The organism is Streptomyces sp. AP-93 (assembly GCF_022808175.1).
Classification (GTDB): domain Bacteria; phylum Actinomycetota; class Actinomycetes; order Streptomycetales; family Streptomycetaceae; genus Streptomyces.
The window spans coordinates 68,878-94,071 of record NZ_JALGBX010000002.1; the positions used below are offsets into that span (position 1 = coordinate 68,878).

20 protein-coding genes and 1 pseudogene are annotated in these 25,194 nt (G+C 69.8%); 4 read left to right on the forward strand and 17 right to left on the reverse strand.

Features of this window, described 5'->3' with window-relative positions:
* Nucleotides 1-46 precede the first annotated feature (46 nt).
* The 11 genes and pseudogenes from MTF69_RS03445 to MTF69_RS03495 form a co-directional block, all read right to left on the reverse strand.
* Nucleotides 47-610, reverse strand: a complete 564-nt coding sequence (locus MTF69_RS03445; RefSeq protein ID WP_243330574.1) for a hypothetical protein — start codon at nucleotides 608-610, stop codon at nucleotides 47-49.
* Nucleotides 611-664: 54 nt separating this feature from the next.
* Nucleotides 665-1,408, reverse strand: coding sequence for a hypothetical protein (locus MTF69_RS03450; protein WP_243330576.1), 744 nt, complete (start codon nucleotides 1,406-1,408; stop codon nucleotides 665-667).
* A gap of 173 nt (nucleotides 1,409-1,581) precedes the next feature.
* Nucleotides 1,582-1,911 carry a hypothetical protein gene (locus MTF69_RS03455; RefSeq protein WP_243330577.1) on the reverse strand — a complete coding sequence of 110 codons (330 nt, stop codon included), beginning with the start codon at nucleotides 1,909-1,911 and terminating at the stop codon, nucleotides 1,582-1,584.
* Between the two features lie 482 nt (nucleotides 1,912-2,393).
* Entirely contained in the window at nucleotides 2,394-2,582 is a 189-nt protein-coding gene (locus MTF69_RS03460) for a hypothetical protein (RefSeq protein WP_243330578.1), read from the reverse strand.
* 45 nt (nucleotides 2,583-2,627) lie between these two features.
* Nucleotides 2,628-2,987, reverse strand: a complete 360-nt coding sequence (locus MTF69_RS03465; RefSeq protein ID WP_243330579.1) for a hypothetical protein — start codon at nucleotides 2,985-2,987, stop codon at nucleotides 2,628-2,630.
* Nucleotides 2,984-5,440 carry an ATP-binding protein gene (locus tag MTF69_RS03470; protein ID WP_243330580.1) on the reverse strand — a complete coding sequence of 819 codons (2,457 nt, stop codon included), beginning with the start codon at nucleotides 5,438-5,440 and terminating at the stop codon, nucleotides 2,984-2,986. Before MTF69_RS03470 ends, MTF69_RS03465 begins: the two co-directional genes overlap by 4 nt.
* A 159-nt stretch (nucleotides 5,441-5,599) precedes the next feature.
* Nucleotides 5,600-5,965, reverse strand: a pseudogene (locus MTF69_RS03475) (ATP-binding protein); the annotation flags it as partial.
* 243 nt (nucleotides 5,966-6,208) lie between these two features.
* Nucleotides 6,209-9,436: a type I restriction endonuclease subunit R gene (locus MTF69_RS03480; protein WP_243330581.1), complete on the reverse strand. Its 3,228-nt coding sequence runs from the start codon at nucleotides 9,434-9,436 to the stop codon at nucleotides 6,209-6,211.
* Nucleotides 9,433-10,632, reverse strand: a complete 1,200-nt coding sequence (locus MTF69_RS03485) for a restriction endonuclease subunit S (RefSeq protein ID WP_243330582.1) — start codon at nucleotides 10,630-10,632, stop codon at nucleotides 9,433-9,435. Before MTF69_RS03485 ends, MTF69_RS03480 begins: the two co-directional genes overlap by 4 nt.
* Nucleotides 10,629-12,260: a class I SAM-dependent DNA methyltransferase gene (locus tag MTF69_RS03490; RefSeq protein ID WP_243330583.1), complete on the reverse strand. Its 1,632-nt coding sequence runs from the start codon at nucleotides 12,258-12,260 to the stop codon at nucleotides 10,629-10,631. Before MTF69_RS03490 ends, MTF69_RS03485 begins: the two co-directional genes overlap by 4 nt.
* Nucleotides 12,247-14,415, reverse strand: a complete 2,169-nt coding sequence (locus MTF69_RS03495; protein ID WP_243330584.1) for an SAM-dependent methyltransferase — start codon at nucleotides 14,413-14,415, stop codon at nucleotides 12,247-12,249. The genes MTF69_RS03490 and MTF69_RS03495 overlap by 14 nt, the downstream gene beginning before the upstream one ends.
* Before the next feature lie 783 nt (nucleotides 14,416-15,198).
* Here MTF69_RS03495 and MTF69_RS03500 point away from each other — a divergent pair.
* Complete coding sequence (locus tag MTF69_RS03500; protein ID WP_243330585.1) at nucleotides 15,199-16,440, forward strand: SulP family inorganic anion transporter; 1,242 nt, start codon at nucleotides 15,199-15,201, stop codon at nucleotides 16,438-16,440.
* Between the two features lie 46 nt (nucleotides 16,441-16,486).
* On the opposite strand, the gene MTF69_RS03505 is transcribed toward MTF69_RS03500, so the two are convergent.
* From MTF69_RS03505 to MTF69_RS03530, 6 genes are all read right to left on the reverse strand, one after another.
* Complete coding sequence (locus MTF69_RS03505; protein ID WP_243330586.1) at nucleotides 16,487-16,828, reverse strand: TfoX/Sxy family protein; 342 nt, start codon at nucleotides 16,826-16,828, stop codon at nucleotides 16,487-16,489.
* A 103-nt stretch (nucleotides 16,829-16,931) separates the two neighbouring features.
* Entirely contained in the window at nucleotides 16,932-18,455 is a 1,524-nt protein-coding gene (locus tag MTF69_RS03510) for a flotillin family protein (RefSeq protein WP_243330587.1), read from the reverse strand.
* A 67-nt stretch (nucleotides 18,456-18,522) separates the two neighbouring features.
* Nucleotides 18,523-19,032, reverse strand: coding sequence for a hypothetical protein (locus tag MTF69_RS03515; RefSeq protein WP_243330588.1), 510 nt, complete (start codon nucleotides 19,030-19,032; stop codon nucleotides 18,523-18,525).
* Nucleotides 19,033-19,154: 122 nt separating this feature from the next.
* Complete coding sequence (locus tag MTF69_RS03520) at nucleotides 19,155-20,207, reverse strand: helix-turn-helix domain-containing protein (protein ID WP_243330589.1); 1,053 nt, start codon at nucleotides 20,205-20,207, stop codon at nucleotides 19,155-19,157.
* Nucleotides 20,208-20,292: 85 nt separating this feature from the next.
* Nucleotides 20,293-20,832 carry a DM13 domain-containing protein gene (locus tag MTF69_RS03525; RefSeq protein ID WP_243331340.1) on the reverse strand — a complete coding sequence of 180 codons (540 nt, stop codon included), beginning with the start codon at nucleotides 20,830-20,832 and terminating at the stop codon, nucleotides 20,293-20,295.
* Between the two features lie 238 nt (nucleotides 20,833-21,070).
* Complete coding sequence (locus MTF69_RS03530; RefSeq protein ID WP_243330590.1) at nucleotides 21,071-22,585, reverse strand: vanadium-dependent haloperoxidase; 1,515 nt, start codon at nucleotides 22,583-22,585, stop codon at nucleotides 21,071-21,073.
* A gap of 268 nt (nucleotides 22,586-22,853) precedes the next feature.
* Here MTF69_RS03530 and MTF69_RS03535 point away from each other — a divergent pair, with 268 nt between their 5' ends.
* From MTF69_RS03535 to MTF69_RS03545, 3 genes are read left to right on the forward strand one after another with little or no spacing between them, the layout of a single operon-like run.
* On the forward strand, nucleotides 22,854-23,477 hold the full coding sequence (locus tag MTF69_RS03535; RefSeq protein WP_243330591.1) for a metal ABC transporter ATP-binding protein: 624 nt from the start codon (nucleotides 22,854-22,856) through the stop codon (nucleotides 23,475-23,477).
* The gene (locus tag MTF69_RS03540) at nucleotides 23,474-24,349 is read left to right on the forward strand and encodes a metal ABC transporter permease (protein ID WP_243330592.1); all 876 of its coding nucleotides are present in this window, start codon (nucleotides 23,474-23,476) and stop codon (nucleotides 24,347-24,349) included. Before MTF69_RS03535 ends, MTF69_RS03540 begins: the two co-directional genes overlap by 4 nt.
* A complete protein-coding gene (locus MTF69_RS03545; RefSeq protein ID WP_243330593.1) occupies nucleotides 24,304-25,149 on the forward strand; it encodes a metal ABC transporter substrate-binding protein in 846 nt (281 codons plus the stop codon). Before MTF69_RS03540 ends, MTF69_RS03545 begins: the two co-directional genes overlap by 46 nt.
* Nucleotides 25,150-25,194 lie beyond the last annotated feature (45 nt).

Below are 25,194 nucleotides of genomic sequence, written 5' to 3' on the forward strand. Positions count from 1 at the left end.
TCCGGCCCGGGCGGCCGGATCGCTCCTCTCGGCACACGGGCGCCGCTCAGGAACCCCCTTGTCGGCTCGGCCCGTATGGACTCCAGCCCCTGAGGAACGGCTTGAGGTCTTCGGCCTCCAACCCACGTGTCTTCGGCATGCCGGGCAGGACAACGAGTGGGTCAAGGGATCGCGCGTATCGGCGGGCCCAGTCAAGCCACCGTCGAGCATCTGCCAGCCCGCTCCCCTCCGGCCCCGCCTCAGCAAGGCGCCTCTCCAGCGCGTGGCAGTACTCATGCAGGAGCCGGGAATCCCGCCAGGCTTCCGACTGCTCGCGCAGGACTTCTGCGAGCTGCGCTTCGACGGCCCTGTCCCGGGCCTCATCCATGGCCGCTGTCCATAGCGCCTTGCGCTCAGCCGCAGCCCGCTCCTCGTCCGCCTTCCGCCGCCCGTCGTCGACGGCTCGCAGTTCGATCTCTTGGAGGACGGTTCCGAGGACGTCCTCCAGTTTCCAGCGCTTGCGATCGGCCCACTTACTCCGGCGCCCCGAGCGGCTGTACGGCAGCTCGATCATCAGGACGACCGATCGCTCCGGATCCAGCGACTCCGGGTACTCCCGCTTGATCGTCATTCGGCAAGAGAAACCGTCGACAGTCAGCTCCACGTACCCTTCCCGACGCGCGGCTCATTGTCCGTGTGTGGGGGAACGCTGGGCGCGCCCTCGGGCGGCTGGTCCGGTGACCTGGTGTCCACGTCGGTCAGCCTCGGAGCACAGAGCCTGAAGGATCCGGAGCGAGCGAGCCCGCGGTGCAGAAGGCATGCGCAGCCAGGCGTCGTCCTCCATGAACGCGGCCAGAGCACGATGCGGCTTGCGAATCTGTGTCGGCACTCGGACTGCAGGGGCCTCCCCCGGCCGCTGGCTCTTCTCGTTGGGGTGCGGTCCTTCCTCCAGGGATATCTGTAAGTCACGCCCCCGATTCCACAGCCGCTGCTTTTCAATGCGCCGGCCCGGAGGTACGAGCCCGTGACGCTTGGCATAGTCGATCACCCTCCGCCACTCACCCACCTCGTCCTCACCAAGGTCGGGAAAGACCACCCTGTGCTCGGCGACCAGCCGCTCGACCAACTGTTCCGCCTTGGCCCGTCGCGCCCGCGCGACCGGTCGATCCGCGTAGGACAGCAGCCTCGTCCCTGCCTCTTCCTTCCATTCGGCTGCGGCATGCTTCGGATCATCCGGGTGGTAGCCGTGCTTCAGGTAGAAGGCACCAGCCTCTGTCACCTGCGTCCATACCGGCTCGCCCTGTTGACGGGAAACTGCGAGCAGCCCCCGGTCCCGCAGTGCGTAGGCTGTCCGTCGCAGTCCGGGGTCTGAACCGAGGCCTTCGCCGCCCTGCAGCCTTCGCAGGAGCTCCAACTGCCGCTCGTTCAAAGGAGCCCACCGATGCATTGATCCCCCTGGCTCACACTCAGGCTGCCGCCCACGATCAGCGCAGAATTGACGTGTTCGGATTCGGCACTCTTCCCCTCGACCCGAACCGCAATGAGACCGTGCATGGTCTCCCCGTATTCGCTACCCGGCCAGCGCCACTGGGTCGATCCAGATCAACATCCCAGTCCCGAGCCGGCGCCGATGTCGCGCAGCACATCCCTCGGGTGGCGGCCAGGCGGGAGCAGAAGCACGTCGGCGAGCACCAGCGCCTGCGGCACAAGATGTCCGTTCGGACCATCGGCCCGTACCAGCCGTAGTCCCTGCCGCTCGGCGTAGACACAGAGCTCGGCAGCCGCCTGGATACGCTCGTACTCCAACGACGAGATGGTCACGACGCCGGATCCCTCCCCAAGATCCACCGAGATGACAGAGTGTGCAGATTCCCGGATCTCGCTGCCGCTGCCGTTGCCCGTGAAACGTGTAGTACCCGTCTCGTTCGTCATGCGAAGTCCTCCGTAGGGAGACGATTCCAACAGGAAGCGATGCTCAACGCAGCTGGTGCCGTGTCGCCACACAACACCGCCTGGGCGGCCTCCTGGTTCTCAGCTGAGCCAAATACCACCCCACAGAGCGAGGCGGGCAGCCCCGCCCCGGGCAGCGAACCGGAACCCGCCGGACGCTACATCGATGCCCACTGAGCATCCGACTGACCGCCCCGACTGGTCTCAGTTCTGGTCTCGTTCACCCCTGTCCGGGGGCGGCCGAACGGCACCGGCTCAAGCACTCCGTTGCTGGTGAGGACGGGTACGACCCCCGCCGGACGGGCGTACGAACATTTGGAAAGCGTGTTGGGGGCGACCCCTCACGAGTTTGAATCTCGCATCTTCAGCACTCGCCCACGAGGGCAAACGAAGGACCCGACCGCGTCCCGGTCGAGTCCTTCGTCGTTCCGTGGTCGCAGTTGCCCTCCGCTGCGGCTTCGGAGCTATCGGTCGTTGAGGACGGCGCGGCACACGCCACAGAACATGGCGGCGTCCCGCCCGTACCTGCGCATCAGCTGGCCGCACTCGGCGCACGGCCCGAGCTCCCACGGGGGGCAGCCCAGCGCGGTGGAGGCAGCAGCCCGCTCGACGGCAGTGATGAGCATCGGGTTCCGGGCCCGCTGAGCCGGCATTCGGGGGAGGGTGAAGCCGCCGGTGGGCTGGTCTGCAAAGACTGATCAATTCCCCAATCGGGCTACAACGAGATTGACTTCGCTCCGCCAGAGCTCCAACTGGCTTGCGGTAGGGCCGATCTCGTAGTGGTGGTAGTGGCAGCCCAAGCAGAGAAGCTTCCATACGGCCTTGGCCCGTCGGGCAGTCTCGGCTTCGGTGCAGCAGCGCAGGCAGAGGAGCTTCGCTCGCGTGGACCTGGCCCGGACTGCGGGCGTCGCGGCCAGCAGCGCGTCGGAGACCGCGATCTCCAGTGCGGTCCGGAGGGCGAAGGCGGCTCCCCGGTACCTGCCCGCCGCCATCGCGGCGGGCGGGTCGGTGAGGAGCCGGTCGGCGGTCGCGAGCAACAGGGGGATGGTGGTGTTCACGGCGTCGAGTCCTCCGGCTTCCGTACGTTCTCGGCAATGACTGCGATGGCGTCCACGAACCGGTGCGGGGCCGGCATGGAAGCGCCCGTGGGATGCGCACCCTCCTGGCACTGCCTGACGAGTCCCACGGCCTGCGGCCCGCAGCGCCTGCTCAGCTCCCGGTAGATGTCCCCCGCCCTGGACGCGTCACCGAACAGCCCCAGAGCGGCGATCTCCCTCAGCGTGTTCGCGTCGGTGATCGCGGCCTGTGCTTCGTGTTCCGCGATGCCGGCCCGGTGCATACGCAGCCAGGCGGCCTCGGTGAACGCGCGCTCCAGCACGGTCCGGCAGATGCCGGGCAGGACATGGGTCATCGCCACGGCCGGGAGGTCCGTCGTGCTCGCGAGGGCCCGCGCGTCCTTCAGCGCCTGAGCGACCGGATCGGTCTCCCGCTCGACCTTGACGATGGACCGGTCACCCCGCTCGACCTGGAGCACCGTCACGGCGAGCTCCTGGTCGTGGAAGGCACGCTGCAGCCTGGTGTCGTGGGTGAAGACCACGACCTGCCGGGTCTGGCCGAGGTCGTGCAGGACCTTCGCGAGGCCGTGGACCTTCGCCGGGTCCATGGACTGCACCGGGTCGTCGATCACCACGAAGCCGAACGGGCTGTCCGGCGCGGCGGCGCGGGGCAGGAAGAGTGACAGCGCGAGGGAGTGCAGCTCCCCCTGGCTCATGACCCCGAGGGCCGACGCCTCCGTACCGTCCACCCACACGTCCATCACGAGCTTGCGCACGGAGGCCTTCTCGGTGCCGTTCAGGCGCACGGACCGCAGGTCGACGTTGCTCTGCTGCCGCAGCTGCTCCCAAATCCTCTGCGTGTGGTCGGCGAAGGGCCGCAGCCGCTCCTCCCGCAGCTCCCCGCCGACGTCCTTGAGCCACTTGCGGGCCGCCTTCACCTGACGCAGCCGGGGCTTTCCGGCATGGGCGGTACGCGCCCGGTCGAGCCAGCCCGCGAGCCGCGCGACGCACCGGCGCCAGCCCTCGTCCAGCTTCTCCAGTTCCAGGACCGCCTCCTCCCTGAGGACGGCACAGGCGTCGGCCAGGACGAGGGCGCTGTTCTCGGCCCGCCCGGCGAGCTGCTCGGGATCGGCGATCCCGCGACAGGCCGTCCACTCCTCCCACGGATCGACCAGCGCGGCCGGAAGCCAGTTGGGGGCCTGGGTAACGAGGTACCGCACGGCATCCACAGAGCGGCGCAGGGCGCTCCGCGCTTCCTCGGCGGCGGCGGCCTCCTGCCGAAGAGCGGCGATCTGGTCGGCCGCACGCTCTGCCCAGGCGTCGTCCAGCAGCCGGGCCGAGCCGCAGACGGGACAGGCTTCCTCGCCGGGGTGACGGCGGCTGTGGTCCAGGGCCTTGGCCAGCAGTTCGGCGCGCTGGTGAGCGTCCTCGGCGCCCGATGCGCGCACGTCGCCCAGGACGGCGACGGCCTCGCGCAGACGGTCCACCGCCGGGCCGACCTCGTCGAGGTCGGGTCCGGTCAGGGCAGCGGCGGCGCGCAGCCCGTCGAGGTGGCCGGCGTCGGCGGTGGGCAGGCCCTCCACCAGCACGGTCAGCGCGTCGAAGTCGGGGGCTCCGGTCCGGCCGAGAGCCGCGATCGCCGCGTCCGCCCGGGGGTCCTCCAGACCGGACAGCATCTCGACCAGCCCCGGCAGCTCCGCTTCAGCGCTCTTCAGCGCGGTGTTCAGCTCCTTCTCCAGGAGCTGGAGCAGGTCGTCGGCGCCAGTCAGCTTGCCCAGACCGAGGATCTTGGCGACCGCGTCGTACATCTGACTGGGCTTCCCGCTGATCATCCGGTCGAGGTCGGAGTACGACAGGAACGGGCGGTAGTCGGTCAGCGGCTGCTGCCAGCCCGCCTCGCCGAAGGCGCCGCGCCCGTGCCCCGGACGCTTGAACTCGATGTCGGGCAGCGTGACATCGTCCCCCGCCCAGGTGCAGGTCAGGGTGCTGGGTTTGGTGTCTCCTTCCTCACACAGCTTGACTTCGATCTTCGGCGCCGCACCGTTGTGCAGGTTGCGCCAGTTGCTGCGGTACACGGGGTTGAGCCCGTCCCACCGGGCGCTCTTCCCGGTGAACGCCGTCTCGATGGCATCGGCGAAGCTGGACTTGCCGGAGCCGTTGCGTCCGACGACAAGGGTGACGCCGGGCTTGGGGGCGAGGGAGAGCCACGCCTTGGGGCCGATGCCCCGGAAGCCGGCGACGGAGACGGAGTCCAGATAGACGCGGCGAGGCGCGGCGGCCGCGGCGGCCCCTTCGACGTCTCCCAGCGCCTCCCGGAGCATCGCCTTCGTCGCGTCGGAGAGCACCGAGGCGGCGAGGCGGGTCTCCAGGAGGCCGAAGAGCGTCTGCGGGTCCTCGGCTTCTGCCGACGGTGCGGATTCTTCAGCGTGAGTGCTCTGCGCGGGGTGTGCCGTCACGGTCAGCTCCTCTGCTCCGGTGTCCGGCCCGCCGCTTCGTGGGGGCTCGGTGTAAAGGAACAGTAGGAAGACTGGATGGCTTCGACCTATTGATTCACCGATAACCCCTCTTATCGGCCACCGGTCGACATGGAACAGGGTTGAGTTCAGTCGAAGGCCTCAGGGCTCCACCGCCACTTCCGACCAGACGACCTTGCCGATCGGAACACGGGGCGTCACACCCCAGCGGGTGGCCAGCACGTCCACGAGAAGCAGGCCGCGCACCGCCTCATCGTCGGGGGACGGCGCAGGCGCAGGGGCCGGGGGCCAGTCCGAGGACGCGTCCCCCGCCTCGATACGGATCAGACGCCGCCGCGCATCAGAGGTCAGGCGAAGCCGGAAGTCGAGCCCTGGCACACGCCCGTGGCGTACGGCATTGGCGGCGAGTTCCGCCACCAACAGGGCGACGGTGCAGGAGACGTCCGAGGCAGGCGGATGCCCCCACTCCTCCAGGACCCGCACTGCGAGCCGCAGAGCGAGATGCGCACCTCGGGGTGTCGAGGTGAACTACGCGGCGAACTCCTCCTGTGCGGACCCGGTTTCCTCCCCTGGGTCGCACGCTTCCTCGCCGAGCGGCCGCACCGCTGCTTGCGTCTCGCGTGCCTTGAGCGCACTTGGCCGGGACGGCGGGCTGCCGCGACGACGGCACCTCCGTTCAACTCGCACGTGCGGGACTGATCGCCGACCTCAACAGGCGGGCAGGCCGCATGACGGCCCGCCTGCTGAGGACTACTTGGCGCCGGGCGCCCACTGGGCCGCGAAGGTCTCCATCTGCTTGAGGACTAGGTCGATGGCCTCCAGCTCCTCCTCGGGCGGGTAGTCGAACATGGCCAGGACCCGGCGGATGCGGGTGCGCAGCTTGGCGCGCACCGGCTCGCGGGAGAGCCAGTCGACGGACAGGTTCTTGCGGACGTCCGCAACGAGGGCCCGGGCGATCTGCGCGAGCTTGTCGTCGCCGCCCTCCATCAGCTCGGCCATGTCGCGATGGGCGACCGCGTCGTAGAAGGCCAGCTCGGCGTGGTTGAGCGGTGGGTCGAAGCGCTCACCGCGACGGGCCTCGTCCGACACCTGCCGTGCCAGCGCCGCGAGTTCGGCAATCGCCTGGGCGCTGGTGAGCTGTTGGAGCATGTAGCGCGTCATCAGGTCGTTCAGCCGCTCGGAGAAACTCTCGTGCCGGACGACGTTGTGCTTCGTCACCTCGCGCATCTTCTGCTCGATCATGCGGCGCAACGCCTCGGCGACCAGGTGCGGGGTCTCGGAGTTCTCCAGCTTCCGCAGCTGGGCGTCGTTGAGGCGGGTAATGTCCAGCCGCCCGATCCCGGCCTCTTCGTACAGGTCGGTGATCTCGTCCGCGTCGACGACCGAGGCGGCGAGCGCTTCGAGGTAGCGGCGGATCTCGGCGGTCACCGGCTGACCGGTGGCCTCGCGGTCGGCGGCATCGAGCTTGATCATCCAGGCGCGCACCTCGCTGAAGAAGGCGATGTCGCGCCGCCAGTCCTCCAAGTCCTCGCAGCGCTCGGCGATCTCCTTGCTCATCGCGCAGATCCGGTAGAAGCGGTCCAGGCGGGCGGCGCTGTCCTTGAACCGGACGGACAGCGGCTTGGTACCGGGTTCCACCTTGTTGCCCGGGGTCTTCGGGTCGCGCAGGAAGTTGGAGGTCAGGCGCAGGGCTCGCTTACGCGGCTCGGGGTGGGCGGTGTCTGCGAGCAGTTCCCGCCAGCGCGAGCCGGCCAGCAGGCCCCTGATGGTGGCGAGTTCGTTCTTGACCTCGGTGATGGCCCGGCAGATGTCCGCACCCAGCGTCTTGTCCTGCCGGTCCTGGCGGGAGTACTCCTCCAGGGCCTTGGAGAGGTTGTCGGTGAGCGGCGCGTATCCGACGAGGAGACCGTCCTGCTTCCCGCGGAAGCGGCGGTTGACGCGGGCCAGGGCCTGCATCAGGTTGGCGCCCCGCATGGGGCGGTCCATGTAGAGCGTGTGGATGGGCGGTGCGTCGTAGCCGGTGAGCAGCATCGAGTGCACGATGAGCAGTTCGAGCGCGTCCTCCGGGTTCTTGGCCCGGGCCTGGACGGTCTTCTGCTGGGACTTGAGCAGGGCGTGCTTGCGCAGGTGCTCCTCGTCGGTGCGGTCTCCGTGGAAGACGATCTTCATGACGCCCTGGTCGACCTCGTCGCTCGCCCAGTCGGGGCGGCGCTCGGCCAGCGCGTCGTACACCCGGACGCAGATCTCTCGCGTCGCACAGACGATCATCGCCTTGCCGGGGCCGCCGATGTCCGGCTTCATCAGCTCGCGACGCTTCTCCCAGTGGGAGATCAGGTCGTCTGCGAGCGTCGCTATGCGGTCGGGCGCGCCGTAGACCGTGTTCATGGTGGCGGCGTACTGCACGGCGCGGCGGCGCTCGGCGTCGTCCATGCCCTCGGTGAGGGCGTTGGCCTGCTCGTCGATGGTGGACGGGTCGACGTCGGGCGGCAGGGACACGTCGATGACGCGGGGCTCGTGGTAGACGCGGACGGTGGCCTCGTCGTCGACGGCCCGCTTGAGGTCGTAGATGTCGATGTACTCGCCGAACACCGCGCGGGTGTCGGCGTCGGCCTTCGAGATCGGGGTGCCCGTGAAGGCGATGAGCGTGGCGTACGGGAGCGCGTCGCGCAGGTGGCGGGCGTAGCCGTCGAGGCTGTCGTAGTGCGAGCGGTGCGCTTCGTCGACGACGACCAGGATGTTGCGGCGCTCGGAGAGAAGAGGGTGGCCCGCGCCCGAGTCCTTCTCCTCCTGGCTGAGACCGAACTTCTGCAGCGTGGTGAAGATGATGCCGCCGACGGTACGGCTCTTCAGCTCGGTACGGAGCTCTTCGCGGGTGTTGACCTGGCGGGGCTCCTGGCCGAGGAGGGTCTGGCTGTCCCGGAAGGTGTCGTAGAGCTGGTCGTCGAGGTCGTTGCGGTCTGTGACGACGACGACGGTGGGGTTGTTCAGGGCGGGATGGCGGGAGACCAGAGCGGAGGTCTCCACCATCTCCTCGGACTTACCGGCGCCCTGGGTGTGCCAGACGACGCCCGCCTGGCCGTTGCTCTGGGAGGCGGTGACGATCGCCTCGACGGCCTTGGTCACCGCGAAGTACTGGTGGGGCTTCGCGATGCGCTTGCCGGTGGGCGTGAAGTTGACGAAGTTGCGGGTGAGGGAGAGAAAGCGGGACTGGGTGAACAGGCCGTGGAGGGCGAGGTTCAGCGCCTCCAGGCCGTCGTAGTCGGGGGCGTTGGTGTCGACGCGGTCGCCGTCGTGGTCGACGTTCCACGGTGCGAAGTGCTCGTACGGGGTGAAGACGGTGCCGTACTTCGCGGTGATGCCGTCCGAGACCAGGCTCAGGACGTTGTAGCGGAACGCGATGGGGAACTCGGCGACGTAGGTCTGGAGCTGGGCGTGCGCGTCCTTGAGGGTGGCATTCTCGGCGGATGCGCTCTTCAGCTCGATGGCGGCGAGAGGCAGGCCGTTGACGTAGAGGACGACGTCGAAGCGGCGGTGGCGGCCGTCGGTGTCCCGGACGGTGACCTGGTTGACGGCGAGGTAGGTGTTCGCGTCGGGGTCGTTGAAGTCGACGAGCCGGACGGTCGGGGTTTGCTCGGCGCCGAACTCGTCGGTGTAGGTGAGCCGGACGCCGGCGGTGAGGTGGGCGTGCGCCTGCTTGTTCTCCGGGTAGGCCTCGGTGGAGGCGGGGTCGGTGGCGATGCGGAGCGCCTCGTGGACGGCGGTGGCCGACAGCTCGGGGTTCAGCCGCTCGATGGCCGCCTGGAGCTGGTCGTGCAGGATCAGGTCGTCCCAATCCTTGCGATGCCCGGAGCCGGGGGCGATGGCTTTGCCCTCTTCGATCTCCCAGGCGAGCTGGCCGAGCTCGTCCATAGCGAGATGTTCCCAGGTGGACTCGGTCATCTTGCCGTCGAGCTTGGCAGCGTCGTTGACGGTGGTCATACAGCGTCCTCCACGATGCGTTCAGCTTCGCGGACACGAAGCGTGCCAGACATGAGTTGGGGAAGGAGGGCGTTGCGGAGAGCGGCAAGGGTCAGCGACTCGGCAAGAGCCTTGTCTGCTCGCCCTTCCAAGGCGTCTAGCTTGGCGCGAATTTCCTTCTGCCCTGCAGGGCTAGGAAGGGTGATTTCCAGCCCGCCTACTTGAACGCGCCGGAGTTCAGTCTGACCAGTGCTCCCTTCCCCCATCGCCTCGATATCCGGCTGGGCAAGCAGCATCGCAAATCCGGCACACACAGGATCGACCTGTTGCTCGTCAAAGCGAACGATCGTGATGTGGGAGTCGACGGTCGCTTCAAGGACCGAGGTCCATCGAGCGACTCGGCCGAGTGTGCCAACTCCCGTCGAATTCACAAGCACGTCATTACGATGCAACAACTTTGCCGTCTTAACTTTCTCCCGCAGGGTTAGACGAGACGGCTCCAGGTTCACGCGTCCGTCGCGGACACATTTTTGATTGAGCACTACGAGCTCATCCGAGGAATCCGTGTACTTAGGGGCAACACCACGAGTAAGTGCAGTCGCTACCGATTCGACCATGACCTCGACTGGTTCGCCGCTTTGGATGGCCTGAGCGAAAAGTGTCAGGCCCAGCTCACGACCCATGGCTGCGACACGTTCATTGACTGCGATCTTTTCGTCCAGAGCCCCCAGTAGCTGGCCAATAGCTCGCTGAACCGCGAGGTCCGGAACGGAAGGAACCGGGAGTGTGCGGACCTGGGCAACCCGAAGATGCGGAACGGTCGAACCCGAAGCATGGCCATGAAGTGTCGCCTGGACGTCATCGCTCAGCAAGAAATAGTGAAGAAACCTCGCGTCCGTACGGCTGGGGTCGGGGCGAAGTAGCATCGTCCTCTGCCCAAGGCAGAGAACCATCCCGTCTTCGACGCGGCCGACACGACCAACAGGCGCTTCTCGGGTGAGAATAATATCGTCGGCGCGCGGTACTGCCCGAGCCGTCCAAGTCTCGTACGTTTCCTGCGTGACGCGCTTCGCGCTCTGAAGTCGGATTCGCCCATCCAAGATGTCAGGGGTTCCGATGGAGAACGCGACCCCTTCCCCCTCAGGCGCTGCGGGAGGTGTGCGGTTCTTGCAGTCGACGATGAGTTCGCACAGATCTTCCAATTTCTGCATGCTCATCCGATCCGTCCAAGCTCCTCGCGCACAACCGCATCCAACCGTGAGGACTCATCGAGCTGTGCGAACAACTTCTTCGTGAGTCGCTCAACGCGTTCATCCAGAGGCTCCGCGTCCGGATCGTCCTGCACCGCCGCTGTCCCGACGTACCGCCCAGGCGTGAGAGCGTAGTCATGCTTCTCAATCTCCTCCAGTGTCGCACTGTAGGAGAAGCCAGCCATGTCCTCGTACGAAATACCCTTTTCTTTCGAAGATTCGGTTCCCCGCCACGCGTGATACGTGTCGGAGATCTTCTCCAAGTCTTCGTCCGTCAGGATGCGCTCTGTCCGATCAACCAACGTGCCCATCGCACGCGCATCGATGAACAGCACCTGGCTGCGGCGGTCCTTCAAGGCCTTCGCACCCTGCGGGGACTTGTCCTTAGCGAGGAACCACAAACACGCTGGGATCGCCGTCGTGCGGAATAGGTTGCCCGGCAGCGCAATCATGCACGCCACTAGGTCCGACGCAACCAACGCTGCGCGGATCTCGCCCTCGCCTGACTGCTTCGAAGACATAGAACCGTTCGACAGGACGACGCCCGCGCTGCCCCGGTCACCTAGCTTGGAGATGATGTGCTGGAGCCAGGCGTAGTTGGCGTTGGACTGCGGCGGTGCGCCGTACCGCCAGCGGGGGTCGTCCGACTTCCTTGCCCAGTCGGACATGTTGAACGGCGGGTTGGCCATGACGAAGTCGGCCTTGAGGTCAGGCAGTTTGTCGTCGGCGAAGGTGTCCGCCCACCGTTCGCCGACACCCTTCGGGTCCATGCCGTGGATGGCGAGGTTCATCTTCGCCAGCCGCCAGGTGCGCTCGTTGGCCTCCTGGCCGTATACCGCGATGTCGTGCGTGTGGTCCTTGCCGCGCCGATTCGCGACGAACTTTCCGCTCTGCACGAACATGCCGCCCGAGCCGCAGGCCGGGTCGTACACCCGGCCCTCGTACGGCTCCAGGACCTCCACCAGCAGCCGCACCACGCTCGCCGGGGTGTAGAACTCGCCGGCGCGCTTGCCTTCCGCCCTGGCGAACTTCTCCAGGAAGTACTCGTAGACCTCGCCGAGCACGTCCTGCGCCGGTCGGTCGCCGTGCCCAGTGAAGCGGGCATCGCTGATGAGGTCGACCAGTTCCTTCAGGCGCTTCTGGTCGACGTTGTCGCGGTTGAAGATCTTGGGGAGGACGCCGGTGAGGGTCTTATTGGCCTTCATCACCTCGTCCATGGCCTCATCGAGGAGCTTGCCAACGCCACCCTCCGCGCTCGACGCGTTCTCCGCGATGTGTGCCCAGCGGGCGGTCGGGGGCACCCAGAAGACGTTCTTCTCGGTGTACTCGTCCTTCTCCTCCAGGAACGCCGCCCGCCGGTGCTCCGGGATGGCCGCCAGCTCGGGGTCGGCGGCCAGCTCCTCGCGGCGCTCGGTGAAGGCGTCGGAGACGTACTTCAGGAAGACCAGGCCGAGCACGAACTCCTTGTACTGCGCGGCGTCCATGGAACCGCGGAGCTTGTCCGCGGCCTTCCACAGGATGTCCTGGATCTCCTTGGTGCTGGAGACGCCGGGCAGTTCGCCCTGTCCGGCGGCGGCTCGCTTACGCGGGGGCATCGTTCCTTCTTCCTGCGTGACTGCTCGACGACAGCTCGTCCATGGTCAAGGTATGCATTGCGTAGGGTGGTTGGTTCACGTTTCGGTCGAGAGTGAGGGTGCCGTCCGCGAGGCCGGCGACCGTCAGGCTCCTGGCCTCGGCGAGCGCGTCTGCCTGCGCGCGCAACAGCCGCTCCCGGCGCTGGATCTCGGCCAGCAGGGCGTCGAAACGCTCGACGTCCTTCGGGTCGAGGTCGGGCAACTGGTAGTCCTCGATACGGCGGGCGGCCCGCACGGCGCTCGGGCTGCGGCCGGTGTTGCGGGCGACGCCGAGCAGGGCTGCCAGCACGCGCGGGGTCAGTGGGCGTTCGGCGGCGCGGTTGACGCGGAGCACGCGGGCCGGGAAGGCGACCACGCTGAAGCCGTCGTGGTCGACGTACAGGCCGAGTCGCGGCGCAAGGGTGTAGACGACATCCCCCGGCTCGGTGAGCGCCACGCGGTCGTACGCGGTGGCCAGCACCAGCCGGTCCATGCGCCGCGCCCCGACGGCGCCGGCCCCGGTGATCTCCTCGGGGCCGAGCACGGTGTGATGGCCGTCCCGGACGAGATGGTCCTCGTCGATCCGGTGGCCCTTGAGCCTGCTCACCCTGCCCTCGGCGATGAGCGCGCCGAGAGTGGTCCGCCGGGGCATCCGGCCGACGCGGCGCAGCACGCGCCCGCGGTACGGACCGTGCGTGTCCTCGTACGACCCGGCCTCGTCGGCCGCACGCTCCAGGCAGGCCTCGGCTTCAGCGATAAGTGCGGGACGCTCTGTCGTCGTGCGCGACCAGATCGCGGAGGCAGGCGGCGCGGGCGGGGTCAGCGGGCCGCCGAAGGAACGGTCCAGGACAGCGACGTCCACCGCGCGTCCGTAGCGGGGGTCGTGGCCGTCGAGTGCGCGGAAGCCTTCGGCGCGCCAGAGGAGTACGTCTTCAGCCAGCCGGGCGCATACGTCTTCGGTCAAGGAGACGGCGCTGATGTCGGCGAGTAAGACCTTGCCGTCCGCTGCCGAGACGGGGTCGCGGGTGAGTACCCAAAGAGCCGGACGGTAGCCGGGACGGTAGGGAAGCACGCCGCCGGGCAGAGCGATGACGGCCTCGACGATATTTCTGCGCAGCAGCTCCGACCGCAGCTGGGACTCCTCCGTGCCCCGCAGAGCGTCGACGAGGGCGTCGGCGGGGCCCAGCACGAGGGCCGTGGAGCCGGAGGCGAGAAGGTCGGCCACGCGCTCGATGCCCTCAAGGGCGGCGAGGGCCGAGCGGTCCTCACCGGGGCGGTACGGGAGCTGAGTCACGATGAGGTCGGGGTCCGCGAGGCGTTCCTCGAGGTCGTTGCCGGTCTGCACGTCGAGTGCGAGCTCGTCGACGCCCGCGAGCAGCAAGCGGCGACGGGCGATGCGGGCCAGGCGCTCGTCCGGCTCGGCGGCCAAGGCGGTGATGTTCTCGCAGTCGTCGGCCTCGCGCAGCAGCGCGGCAAGCAGGTCGCCGGCGCGTGCGTGCGGGTCGGCGAGGGTTATCGATTGGTCGCGTTCCAGGCGGACACGCAGGTCCGCGAGCTGGGTGATCAGGCTCAGAAGCTCGGGGGACACGGCATCTGCGGCGAGAGCGTCCACGCCGAGCCGGGCGCGGGCAGCCAGCAGCCGTTCGTACGCGCCTCGCTCGTTGTAGGCGGCGTCAGCCAGGTCCTCTGCGAACCGGACGAGCGGGGCGGCGGCAGCGTCGACTGAGCGCAGCTCGCGCAAGACGAACTCGTCCTCGGCGTCCATCCGCTCAGCTCGGTGCATCACCGCGGCCCACAGCGTCCGGTCATCGTCGTCGTCAGCGCCGACGTCAGGACCGGCCAGTGGGCGGCCGTCGAGCCTGCGCAGGCACAGCAGGCTGCCCAGGACCTCAATGAGCTGCCACCCACTGAATCGGTCCGTCAGTGCCACGATGCCGAAGAGGGCCACATCAGAACGAAGCTCCGCATGGTCGGTGTTTCCCAGACCCGAGGAGATCAGCCACTCCGCCACTTGCCCGCCGTCGAACAAGGGCCGGCCGGCATTTCCCGCGACGGGTGCCGGGAAATGCGAGTACCGTCGCCGCCACGTCGAGACCACGGGACGCTTCACCCGCGCGAGCGTTGCGATCTCGGACATGGAGACGTACGGCACAGCCACAAAGGGGTGAGATGAGCCCGGCACGGAAACCCTACGGTGAACCACGGCGCCCCCCCCTTCAAGATCCTGTTCGCAGGACACCCTGACTGCCCCGTCGGCAGGTACCGCCTCCCGCGTATCCAAAAACTACGGCCGCTCTTCCATGGAACTGCCACGGGCTCTCGATAACGGGGGTTATCGAGCTCCCCGCAATGCTACTGGCTCCCAGGATGCCATCCCGGTCCACGTGAGCCAGCTGGGAGCCTTACTCCCCTAGCGGGCATCTGCGACCAGCCACCGGGCTCCGGCTCTCGGTATCGGCCGGGACCGCTTGGTCGACAGGCGCCGTTCACCTGGTCCCGGCCCAGGAGGAGCGAAGCCCTCGGCATCGCGTCAGTAGCCAATGCCAGACCCGCGAACTGTGGGAGCCGTTGGGGAGCCGAACCGCTCCCCGAGACCCGCTGACACAGCCCCATACCTGCCGACACTGTTAGCGTGACCTGCGTAAATGCCCTTGTCCGAGGTGGCAGGACCGGCCGGACCTCGTTCGGGACGAAGAGGTCGTGGGTTCAAATCCCGCCACCCCGACTTCGTAAGACCAGGTCAAGGGCTTGATCCGCATCGCGGGTCAGGCCCTTTCTGCGTCTGCGGAGATCGTTTGGGGGGGGACCTGGGAGAGCATCGTGGTCGGCTCCCCCAGGAGTCCGGGCGACCTCCGTCTCCAGGCCCTCGCGCCCGCGCGGCCTTCGCCGGCCGGCGCGGCCAGTCTGGCTCTCGCCGAAGGTGTTCCGGACCGAGGTGCTCGGCGGCCTGGTGGTCGCGCTCGCGCTGATCCCCGAGGCGATCTCGTTCTCGGTCATCGCCGGGGTGGATCCGGCGATCGGGCTGTTCTCCTCGTTCACCATGGCCGTCGTCATCGCGTGCGTCGGCGGGCGACCGGCGATGATCTCCGCCGCCACGGGTGCCGTGGCGCTCGGGGTGGCGAAGCTGATCCGGTTCGTACCGCGTGCGGTGATGGTCGGCTTCGTCAACTCCCTGGCCATCCTCGTCTTCATGGCCCAGGTCCCCGAGATGCGGGACGTGCCGTGGGCCGTCTACCCGCTGCTCGCAGGCGGGCTCGCACTGATGGTGTTCTTCCCCAAGGTCACCAAGGCGGTTCCGGCGCCGCTGGTGTCCATCGTCATCCTCACGGCGATCACCGTCGCCGCGGGGATCGCGGTGCCGACCGTCGGGGACAAGGGCGCCCTGCCGTCCTCGGTGCCGGTGCCCGGTCTGCCGGACGTGCCGTTCACCCTGGACACGCTGGCGCTCATCGCCCCGTACGCGCTGGCCATGGCGGTGGTCGGGCTGATGGAGTCGCTGATGACGGCGAAGCTGGTGGACGAGATCACCGACACGCGGTCGCAGGGCATCGCGAACATCGTCACCGGGTTCTTCGGCGGCATGGGCGGCTGCGCCTTGATCGGCCAGACGATGATCAACGTGAAGCCCGTCGTGTCCCGGATCCCGATGGCCGCGCTCGTCGCCGTCATGGTGATGGTCTGCTTCGCGACCTTCGACTGGCACTCCATCGCCCCGAAGACGCTCAGGCGCATGCCGGCCGGCGAGATCACCGTCATGGTGCTGACCGTGGCCTGTGTGGTCGCCACCCACAACCTCGCCGTCGGCGTCGTCGCCGGGTCGGTCACCGCGGTGGTCATCTTCGCCAAGCGCGTCGCGCACCTGGCGAACGTCACCGCCGTGACCGACCCCGGCGGAGGCATGGTGGTCTACTCGGTCACCGGCGAACTGTTCTTCGCCTCTTCCAACGAACTCGTCGGACAGTTCGACTACGCCGGGGACCCGGACAAGGTCGTCATCGACCTCTCCGGCGCCCACGTCCGGGACGCGTCCTCCGTCGCCGCGCTCGACGCCGTCGAGGACAAGTACCGCCAACGTGGCAAGAGCGTCGAGATCACGGGCCTGAACGAGCACAGCGCCCGCCTGCACGGAACCCTCAGCGGCGGACTTCTCGCAGGTCACTGAAGGTTCTCGCGTCGATCGGCCCGGCCTGTTCGGGTGAGGACCGCCCTCACTTGGGCGGGAGGGTGCCGGCGAACGCCAGCGCCGTCGTGATCCAGTACTCCAGGACCGGGTCCTCGGCCAGGGCCGGCCCGCTGACCGTCACCCAGCCGCGCATCGGGCGGCCGGTGAAGTCCATGGGGCGGGCCTCCGGGCGGGCGAGCGCGCTCTCGGCCCTGTCCGGACCGACGCGGGCGATGAGCTCGTCGCCGACCACGCCCACGGTCATGTTGCCGTGCAGCAGGAAGCTGAGGCCGCCGAACATCCGCTTCTCGGTGAGGGCGGGCCGGTGAGCCGGCCGCTCGCCCAGACGCTCCCGGATCCTCTGGGCCAGACCTTCGTCGTACGCCACGGATCCATTCTCCCGCGCCGGGGCGGCGGCGGCTCGGGCAGCTGCGGCCCGGGCCGTGAGGCCCGCTTCTCGGCAGCGGGCCTCACGGTGGTGTCGCAAGCGTTCAGCCGGTGATCTCGATCTTCCCGTTGGGGGCGGGCGTCTCCGGTACGGCGGAAGCCTTCGGAGCGGTGAAGCCGCTCAGGAGCTGGGCCAGGTCGACGCCCGTGGTGGAGCTCAGGAGCTCCATGCCCTGGGCGACGTTGTCGGTGACGGTGCGGGAGAGCTTGCTCGCGCCGTCGGTGGAGATGACGGTCATCTTGTCGATGGCGGAGAGGGGTTCCGCGGCCTTGGCCACGACCTGCGGGAGTGCCTCGACCATCATCTGGATCATCGCCGCGTCGCCGTACGCCTCGAAGGCCTCGGCCTTCTTCTGCATGGCCTCGGCCTCGGCCGAGCCCTTGGCCAGGATGGCCGCGGCCTCCGCGTCGCCTTCCAGGCGCACGGCCTCGGCGATGGCGGCACGGCGGGCGCGCTCGGCCTCACCGCGCTTGGCGCCCTCGATGGCCTCGGCCTCGGCCAGGGCGGAGCGGCGCTGCTTCTCGCCCTCACCCGTGAGGCGGGCGCGCTCGGCCTCGCCCTGGGCGGCGGCGATGGCCGCGAGACGTTCGGCTTCGGCCTGCTTGACGCGGGCCACGCGCTTGGCCTCCGCCTCCTGCTCGGCCTCGTAGCGGCGGGCGTCGGCGGGCTTGCGGACCTGGGTGTCGAGCTGGCGGTCGGTCAGGGCGGCCTGCCGCTCGGCGACCTTCTCCTGCTCGGCGAGGATCTGCTGCTGACGGTCGGCCTCGGCGAGCGGACCGGCGGCGTTGGCCTGGGCGGCTGCCGCGTCGGTCTCGGCCTTGATCTCCGCCTGGCGCAGGTACAGGGTGCGCTCGGCGACCGCGATCTCCTCCTCGGCCTTCAGGCGGGCCTGTTCGGCGGCGCGGCGGGAGTTGGCCTCGGCGATGTCGGCTTCCTGCTTGGCGCGGGCGGCCTCGGGACGGCCGAGGTCTTCGAGGTAGGAGCCCTCGGTGGTGATGTCCTGGATCTGGAAGGCGTCCAGGACCAGGCCCTGCCCGGACAGGCTGGCCTCCGCCTCCTCGGCGACCTGCCCCGCGAAGGCGGCACGGTCGCGGATGATGTCCTCCACCGACATGCGGCCGACGATGGCGCGCAGGGCGCCGGACAGGACTTCCTGGGTGAAGCCGACGATGCCGTTCTGCTGCTGGAGGAAGCGCTGGGCGGCGGCCCGGATGGCGTCCTCGTTGCCGCCCACCTTGACGATCGCGACGCCTTCGAGGTTCGCCTTGATGCCGCGCAGGGTGACCGCGCCGCGTACGGCGACGGGGATGTGCCGGCTGGAGAGATCCAGGGTGTAGCGCTGCTGGACGAAGGGGACGACGAAGACGCCGCCGCCGACCACGACCTTCTGGCCGCTGTTGTCGGTGGAGATCCGCCCGGTCTCCGGGTCGGTGGAGCTCTTGCCGCGCCGGCCGGTGATCAGGAACGCCTCACTGGGCCCGGCGACCTTGTAGCGCGTGACGACGACCAGGGCGAGCAGGACGAGGAGCACGAAGACTCCCACGACCGCGATGACGACTGGGCTCATGACGAATCCCCCCTGCCTCCCCCGTGGGGGCAGATCGGTGATGGATGGGGTGAACGGGTCCGGTTCTTCAGTGCTCGACGGCGCGGACGCTGACGGAGGTGGACGACGGAGCCGCTGTCACCCACACCTCCGCGCCGCGGGCCAGCGGGCCGTCGGCGGTGGCCGCGTACTTCACGGGCTGGCCGGCCAGGCGCAGGAGGACCTCGCCGTAGCCGGAGGCCGGGATCGCGGTGACCACGGTTCCGGTCGAGCCGAGGAGGGAGTCCTGGTGCGGGGCGGTCCCGCTGCGGTCCCGCATCAGGCCGCGGCTCAGGCGGTACGTCGCCCAGCCCGCGCAGGCTCCCGCGAGGGCGCCCGCGACGGTCGCCGGGCCCGGCCCGAACCCGGTGGTCCCGAGCACGATCGCCGCGGTGAACCCGAGCATCGAAACGAAGCCCGCGAGCACCGGAAGGGACAGCCAGCCGTCGAACAGTCCGCTGAGCGCGCCGTCGAAGACGCCTTCCAGCACGCCGTCGAGGACCAGGGAGAGGGCCAGCAGCACGATCCCCGCAATGCCGAGACCAAGAAACAAAGCCATGAACGCACCTCCCCGCCCGAGTGGCATTTCCGTCGGACACCAGCATCGTGTCATCTGGGGAGCGATCCGCGCATTGCCCGGTGTCGGCAATCTTTACGTCTTTTTAACGCACGAGGCGCAGGTCACGCCTCGCTGCCCGGCCAGCCCAGCAGGCGGGCTCCGATCACCGCCGTCTGGAGCGTGTAGCGGTTCAGCGGGTCGGCCGGGTCGGCCCGGGTCAGGGTGTGGATGCGGTCCAGCCGGTACGTCAGCGCGCGCACGCTGAGCGAGAGGCGCCGGGCCGCCTCGGTGGACACGCAGCCGCTGTCGAAGTAGGCGGTGAGCGTGTCCAGGAGCGGCTGGGCGCCGCCGCGGGAGGTGCGCAGGGGGCCGAGGGTGCTCTCGACCAGATCGGCCATGGCCTGCCGGTCCCGGGTCAGCACCGGGAAGACGAGCAGGTCGACGGCGTGCAGCACCGGCCCGTCCAGGTCCATCCGCCGGGCGAGGTCGAGTGCGTTCAGGGCCTCCTCGTAGGAGTGGACGACCCCGCCCGCGCCCGGGTGCGAGCGGCCGATCCCGACCCGGCCGCCGTCGGTGGCCGCGTGCGCCCGCTTCGCGAAGTACTCCAGGACCTCGGGCTGGTCCCCCGGGGCCACACAGATCAGCCGTCCGTCCTTCGTGGTCAGCAGGACCTGCCGGCCCGGGAACCGGGCGAGGACCGCCGACTCGATCCCGCGCGCCATGGGATAGCCGTCACCGTACGTCTCGGGGCCGGTGGCCACGGCGACGCCGTGCGACTGCGAGAGGCGCAGCCCGAAGCGCCCGGCACGCTCCGCCAGCCGGCCCAGGTCGCTGCCGCCGTAGAGGAGGTCGTCGATGAACTCCCGGCGTGCCGCCTCCTCCTGGCGGACGGCCTGGTGCTGGGCGCGTTCGTAGCCCTCGACGAAGGCGTCCACCGCCTGCTCGACGGCCGCGAGGAGCGGGCCGGATGCCGGGAGGGGCCGTACGAGCTGCGCCGCGGCCAGGTGATCGCGTATCAGCGCGCGCAGCGGCAGCCCGGCCTCCGCCGCCCGCTCCCCCTCCGCACGGCGTGACTCCAGCTCCGCGCCGGTCAGTCGGCGGCCCGCGGCGCAGGCGTCGACGAGCAACTCGGCGTACCCCGAGAGGTGACTCGCCGGTGCGTGTGGTCCCGCCACGGTGTTCCCCCGATCCCGGCGCGCCCGTGCCGCGCCCTTGGTCCGGGGACAAGCGTGACACGGCGGCATCCGGGCGGCCGCGAGGTCACGCCGTCGTGAGGGCCGCCGCGCCGAAGGAGACGTCGAAGCGGTCGCACCAGATGCTGATGCTGCCGTAGTCGGACGGGTTCACGTCGGCCGGGATCGCGTAGTTCTGGTCGCCCTTGTTGCCCTTGAGCTTGCCCAGGCTGACGTACTTGCCGTCGTCGAAGACGCGCCAGCCCACCGTGCCCTCCTTCACCGGGGCGTCCGTCAGCCAGACCCGCAGGTCCGGGCCGTTGCTGGTGTCGAGGTTCTCCAGGCGCAGGGTGTGGGAGCCGTCGGGGAGCCGGATGAGCTTCGCGGTGCCCGTGGTGGCGTGCTCGTGACTGATCAGCGCGCCCTGGGCGAGGGTCTGCGGGGTGGCGGGCGCGGTGCCCTGCGCCGCTCCGGCGGCGGGCGAGCCGGTGGGCGAGGGCGCGGCCGCGGAGGGGGCCGCCGCCGGGAGGGATTCGTGGACCGTGGCGTCCTGCCAGAGCTTCCACGGCTGGAACCAGTACAGGCCGAGGCCCAGCAGGAGGGCCGCCGGGAGGGCCAGTACGGCCAGGAGCCGGCGGCGGCGTCCGCCCCGTCCCTTCGCCGGGTGCTCCGGATCGCTCTGAGTCGGGTGCTGCGGCTGGTTCGGCGTCGCGTTCTGCGTCACTGGTCGTGCCTTCCTCGCGGTCGGCCGTCCGGCCGTCATGGGCATTCAACGCGCGGGCACGGGCCGGGACCAGCCCCGGCCGGATGACGAAAGGCTTACGTCATCCGGCCGGGTGCGGCGGGGTTCTGCCCGTCGGGCCGGGTCAGAGGGTGCGGAGCTTGGTGGTGAAGACCTGGTTCGCGATCTTCTCGCCCAGGGCGAGGCCGTCCGTGGCGTCCCACGGGTAGTGGACGCCGAGCCAGATGCGGCTGTCGGCGTCCTCCTTGCCGGCCGCGCTGAAGCTGGTGAAGTGGCGGGTCTTGACCGGGGCCTGCGGTTCGTCTGTGGTGAGGTCGAAGGAGATGTTGTCGCTGCCGAAGTAGCGCTTCATGACCCCGGCCCAGGCGCCGCCGAAGGAGGCGTGGCCGGAGACGTACGCGGGGAAGCAGGGGCTGACGTTGACGCCCGTCGGGCTCTTCAGCAGCGGCTTCCACTGGGGGTCGAGGCCGCCCTCGCGGACCGCCGAGACGGGCCGCCACAGGTCGATGGGGGTGGCGAACTTGGCATCGCGGACCGCGATTCCGGTGTCGGCCATGGCGAGGGAGACGAGGGCGAAGAGGCGGGCGTTGGCGTAGACCCCCAGGCCGCGGGCCTTGGCGACCTCGCGGGTGGCCTGGAGCATGTGGCCCGGCGGCTTGTAGGTGCCGTTGTTGTCGTTGGCCCAGAACCAGGCCGCGGCGAGCTGGTCCGGGGTCCGGTTGATCACCGGGGTGGCCGCGGTCGGCTTGTCGGCGCCGGCCGTGCGAACGGTCTCGACCTGGCGCTTGTACTCGTCGCTCGCCACCAGGGCCTCGTACGAGCCGTACCGGGCCAGGGTGGTGGGGCGGAACTGCGAGCCGGAGGTCAGCGAGAACGGCTTGACCTGGCCGTAGAACGGGCTGATCGCGTCGCTGTCCTCGTCGCAGGAGGCGTCGGGCATGTCCGGGTAGCCCGTCGGCCGCCAGGCGCCCGGCTTGTTGTCCCCCACGTAGACCTGGGGGTTGTCGGAGCCGTCGCCGGTGCGGGCGTCCGTCATCTGCTTGACCATGGTGCCGACCACGGAGAGGTCGAGGAAGTCGCCGGAGGTGGGCTCGGCGGCGAACCGCTCGCGGAAGCGCGCGTCGAGGTACTGCGTCTGGTCCGCGTAGCGGCTCTGCTTGTTGCCGTAGAGGCCGAGGAGGATGTTGTACGCCGTACGGCCGATGACGCGCTCCTCCTCGTCCGGGCCCTCGGCCCAGCCCACGTAGCTCACCGCCTGGATGTACGGCTCCGAAGTGATCTTGCCCTTCCACTTCAGCTGGTACGAGGACTCCGCGTCGTAGATCGCCGCGTTCATCATCGCGGCGGCGCGGGCCATCGGGACGGGCCCGCCGCCGACCCGGCGGAAGACGTTCTGCAGCACGTCGTTCCAGTAGTGCACGGGGTCGGCTATCGACTGCGCCGGCAGCGCGGCCTGGGCGGGCTGCGGGGCGGCGGCGAGGACGGTCCCGGTCGCGGCCAGGACGACGGCGGTCGCCAGGGCGCGGTGCCAGAGCGCGCTCCGGCGGGCAGCACTGCGGAGGGGGGTGCTGCGGACGGTGGTGCTGCGGAGGGTGGTACTGCGGAGGGTGCGGCGCGGGGTGGGGACGTTCTCGGGCATGGCTCGACTCCCTTTGATCACAGGCGTGTTGATCACCACGGGAGGTGGCGGCGTGATCATGGCCGGGGGGCGCGCCGGGACGCTTGTAGAAAAGGGAACACCTGCGCGGAATGGCCGGTCCCGCCCTGCTGGACGGCGCGAACCCACCACCGCTCGCCCCTCCGCGCCCGCCCGCCGCCGGCAGATCACGGATCGCCGGAACCGCAGGCCCCTTCCGGCCGACCAACTCCACGCGGAGAGACGGTCGGTGACAGCGGAGGGGCGTGGGATGGGCGGGCTGGACGTGCGGATGGAGGGGGTGGGCTGCCGGCACGGGCGCGTCGAAGCCGTGACCGGCGTCGACCTGGAGATCGCCGCCGGCGAGCGCGTCGCGCTGACCGGAACCAACGGATCGGGCAAGACCACCCTGCTGCGCGCCGTGCTCGGACTGCACCCGCAGGTCAGCGGGAAGATCCTGGTCGGCGGCCGTGCGGGCGACCCCGCCTGGCGGCGGCGGGCGTGCGCGTGGATCCCGCAGAAGCCCGCCGCCGGACGCTTCCCGCTCCTGGGCGGCGAACTCCTCGCCAGCGGCGGCGACCCCCGCGCGGCCGCCGAGGCCGCCGACCGGCTGGGGGTGGGGCCGCTGACCGGGCGGCCGCTGCACACCCTGTCCGGCGGGCAGTTGCAGCGGATGTACCTGGCCCGGGCGATCGGCTGCGTGGCCGCCGGAGCCGGCGTACTGCTCGCCGACGAACCGACCGCGGCCCTGGACTTCGCGGGCCAGGACGAGGCCGCCGACGTGCTGACCGCGCTGCCCGTGACGCTCGTCGTCGTCACGCACGACCGGGCGCTCGCGGAACGCTGCGACCGGGTCCTGGAGATGGCCGCCGGCCGGCTGCGGGAGGTCCGGTGAGCGCCGCCCTCGCGTCCGCCGACCTCGGCACGCTGCTGCAACTGGCCCCCGTGCAGCGGGCGGGCTTCGCCCTGCTGCTGGCCGCCGTCGGACTGCCCGTCATCGGGGTGGTCATCGTCGGGCTGGACATCATGCCCGTGCGCTTCGCGATGATGCACGTCGCACTGCTGGGCATCGCCGTCGGCCTGCTCACCGGCCTGGACCCCATGTTGTGCGCGCTGGTGGCCTGCGCGCTGGCCGGAGCCGGGGTCGCCCCGCTGGCCCGGACCCCGGACGGGCTGTCCGGGGCGATGGGGCTGCTGATGAGCCTGGCGATCGCCGCCGCGCTGCTGCTCCTCGCGGTCTCGGGGGTCAACGCCTCGGGCGCGTTCGCACTGCTGTGGGGCTCGATCCTGTCCGTCGGCGGCGCCGATCTCGTGGTGCTCGGCGTGCTGGCCGTCCTCGTACCCGGCCTGTTCTGGTGGCGGCGGCGCGAGGTGGCGCTGCTGCTGTACGACCGTGAGCTCGCGCAGTGTTCGGGCGTGCCGGTGCGGGCGCTGACCACCGTCCTGCTGGTGCTCGTCGCGGTCGCGGTCGCCGGAGCCATCAAGCTCACCGGCGCCCTGCTCGTCGATGCCCTGACCCTGCTGCCCGCTCTGGCCGCGCGCCGGCTGGGCACCTCGCTGAAATCGATCACCGGGTGGGCGGTGGCCATCGGCGTCTTCGTGAACCTGACCGGCTTCCTCATCGCCCTCCGGCTGGACTGGCCCCCCGGGCCCGTCCTCGTCCTGACCGCGGGGGCGCTCGTCCTCGCGGTGCACCTCGTACCCGAACGGAGAATCCGCTCATGGCGCCGCGAACCCGCGTCCGCAGCACTTCCCTCCTCGCACTGAGCACGGCACTGGGCCTGGCACTGGCCCTGGTGACCGGCTGCGGCGACAGCGACACCGACGAGAGCGGGCGTGGTGGCGACACCGCCAAGGGCGGCGCGCCCTCCCGGCCGACCGTCGTCGTGACGACCACCTGGGAGGGCGCCTTCGCCAAGGCCGCGGGCGCGCAGGACGTCAAGGTGATCGTGCCGCAGTCCGTGCACCACGCGCCGGACTACGACCCCAAGCCCTCCGACCTCGCCGCCGTGGCCGGGGCCGACTTCGTGCTGTACGCGCCGTTCGAGCCGTACGCCGCGAAGATCAAGGAGGCCGCCGGGTCGAAGGCGGAGCTGGTGGAGGTGAACCTCGACAACGACGCCGACAAGGTCAAGGCCGAAGTCGCGCGACTGGGTGCGCTGTTCGGCACACAGGCCGCCGCCGCGAAGTGGACGGCGGACTTCGACGCCGAGTACGGGAGGGTCGCGAAGGACGTCCGGGCCGCCTGGCCCGGCGGGAAGAGCCCGGCGGTCGTGAGCCAGGTGTTCACCGCCTGGTCCGCGAAGCTGGCGGGCGCCACCACGGTGGGCACCTACGGCCCCGAGGCGGTGACCCCGGCGCAGCTGGCCGACCTGTCGGCGAAGAAGCCGGTGCTGGTCCTGGACAACGCGCACATGTCGACCGGCACCGTCCTGCCCGACTCCGGCGCGCGACAGGTAGGAATCGTCAACTACCCCGGGAACGACCTGGACTTGCTGCCGGTCTACCGCAACGCGGGGGCCGAGCTGAAGAAGGCCATGGGCAAGGCGGGCGGCTCCGCCGGCTAGCGCGGAGCGAGCGGCTCCGCCGGGTAGCGCAGAGCGGGGCGTCGG

Excerpts from the sequence above, each read along its gene's own strand:
- MTF69_RS03495 (WP_243330584.1), bottom strand. The coding sequence starts at position 14,415 with ATGTCCGAGATCGCAACGCTCGCGCGGGTGAAGCGTCCCGTGGTCTCG.
- MTF69_RS03535 (WP_243330591.1), top strand. The coding sequence starts at position 22,854 with ATGGGCGGGCTGGACGTGCGGATGGAGGGGGTGGGCTGCCGGCACGGG.
- MTF69_RS03515 (WP_243330588.1), bottom strand. The coding sequence starts at position 19,032 with ATGGCTTTGTTTCTTGGTCTCGGCATTGCGGGGATCGTGCTGCTGGCC.
- MTF69_RS03460 (WP_243330578.1), bottom strand. The coding sequence starts at position 2,582 with ATGCCGGCTCAGCGGGCCCGGAACCCGATGCTCATCACTGCCGTCGAG.
- MTF69_RS03545 (WP_243330593.1), top strand. The coding sequence starts at position 24,304 with ATGGCGCCGCGAACCCGCGTCCGCAGCACTTCCCTCCTCGCACTGAGC.
- MTF69_RS03455 (WP_243330577.1), bottom strand. The coding sequence starts at position 1,911 with ATGACGAACGAGACGGGTACTACACGTTTCACGGGCAACGGCAGCGGC.
- MTF69_RS03485 (WP_243330582.1), bottom strand. The coding sequence starts at position 10,632 with ATGAGCATGCAGAAATTGGAAGATCTGTGCGAACTCATCGTCGACTGC.
- MTF69_RS03480 (WP_243330581.1), bottom strand. The coding sequence starts at position 9,436 with ATGACCACCGTCAACGACGCTGCCAAGCTCGACGGCAAGATGACCGAG.
- MTF69_RS03490 (WP_243330583.1), bottom strand. The coding sequence starts at position 12,260 with ATGCCCCCGCGTAAGCGAGCCGCCGCCGGACAGGGCGAACTGCCCGGC.
- MTF69_RS03530 (WP_243330590.1), bottom strand. The coding sequence starts at position 22,585 with ATGCCCGAGAACGTCCCCACCCCGCGCCGCACCCTCCGCAGTACCACC.
- MTF69_RS03510 (WP_243330587.1), bottom strand. The coding sequence starts at position 18,455 with ATGAGCCCAGTCGTCATCGCGGTCGTGGGAGTCTTCGTGCTCCTCGTC.
- MTF69_RS03445 (WP_243330574.1), bottom strand. The coding sequence starts at position 610 with ATGACGATCAAGCGGGAGTACCCGGAGTCGCTGGATCCGGAGCGATCG.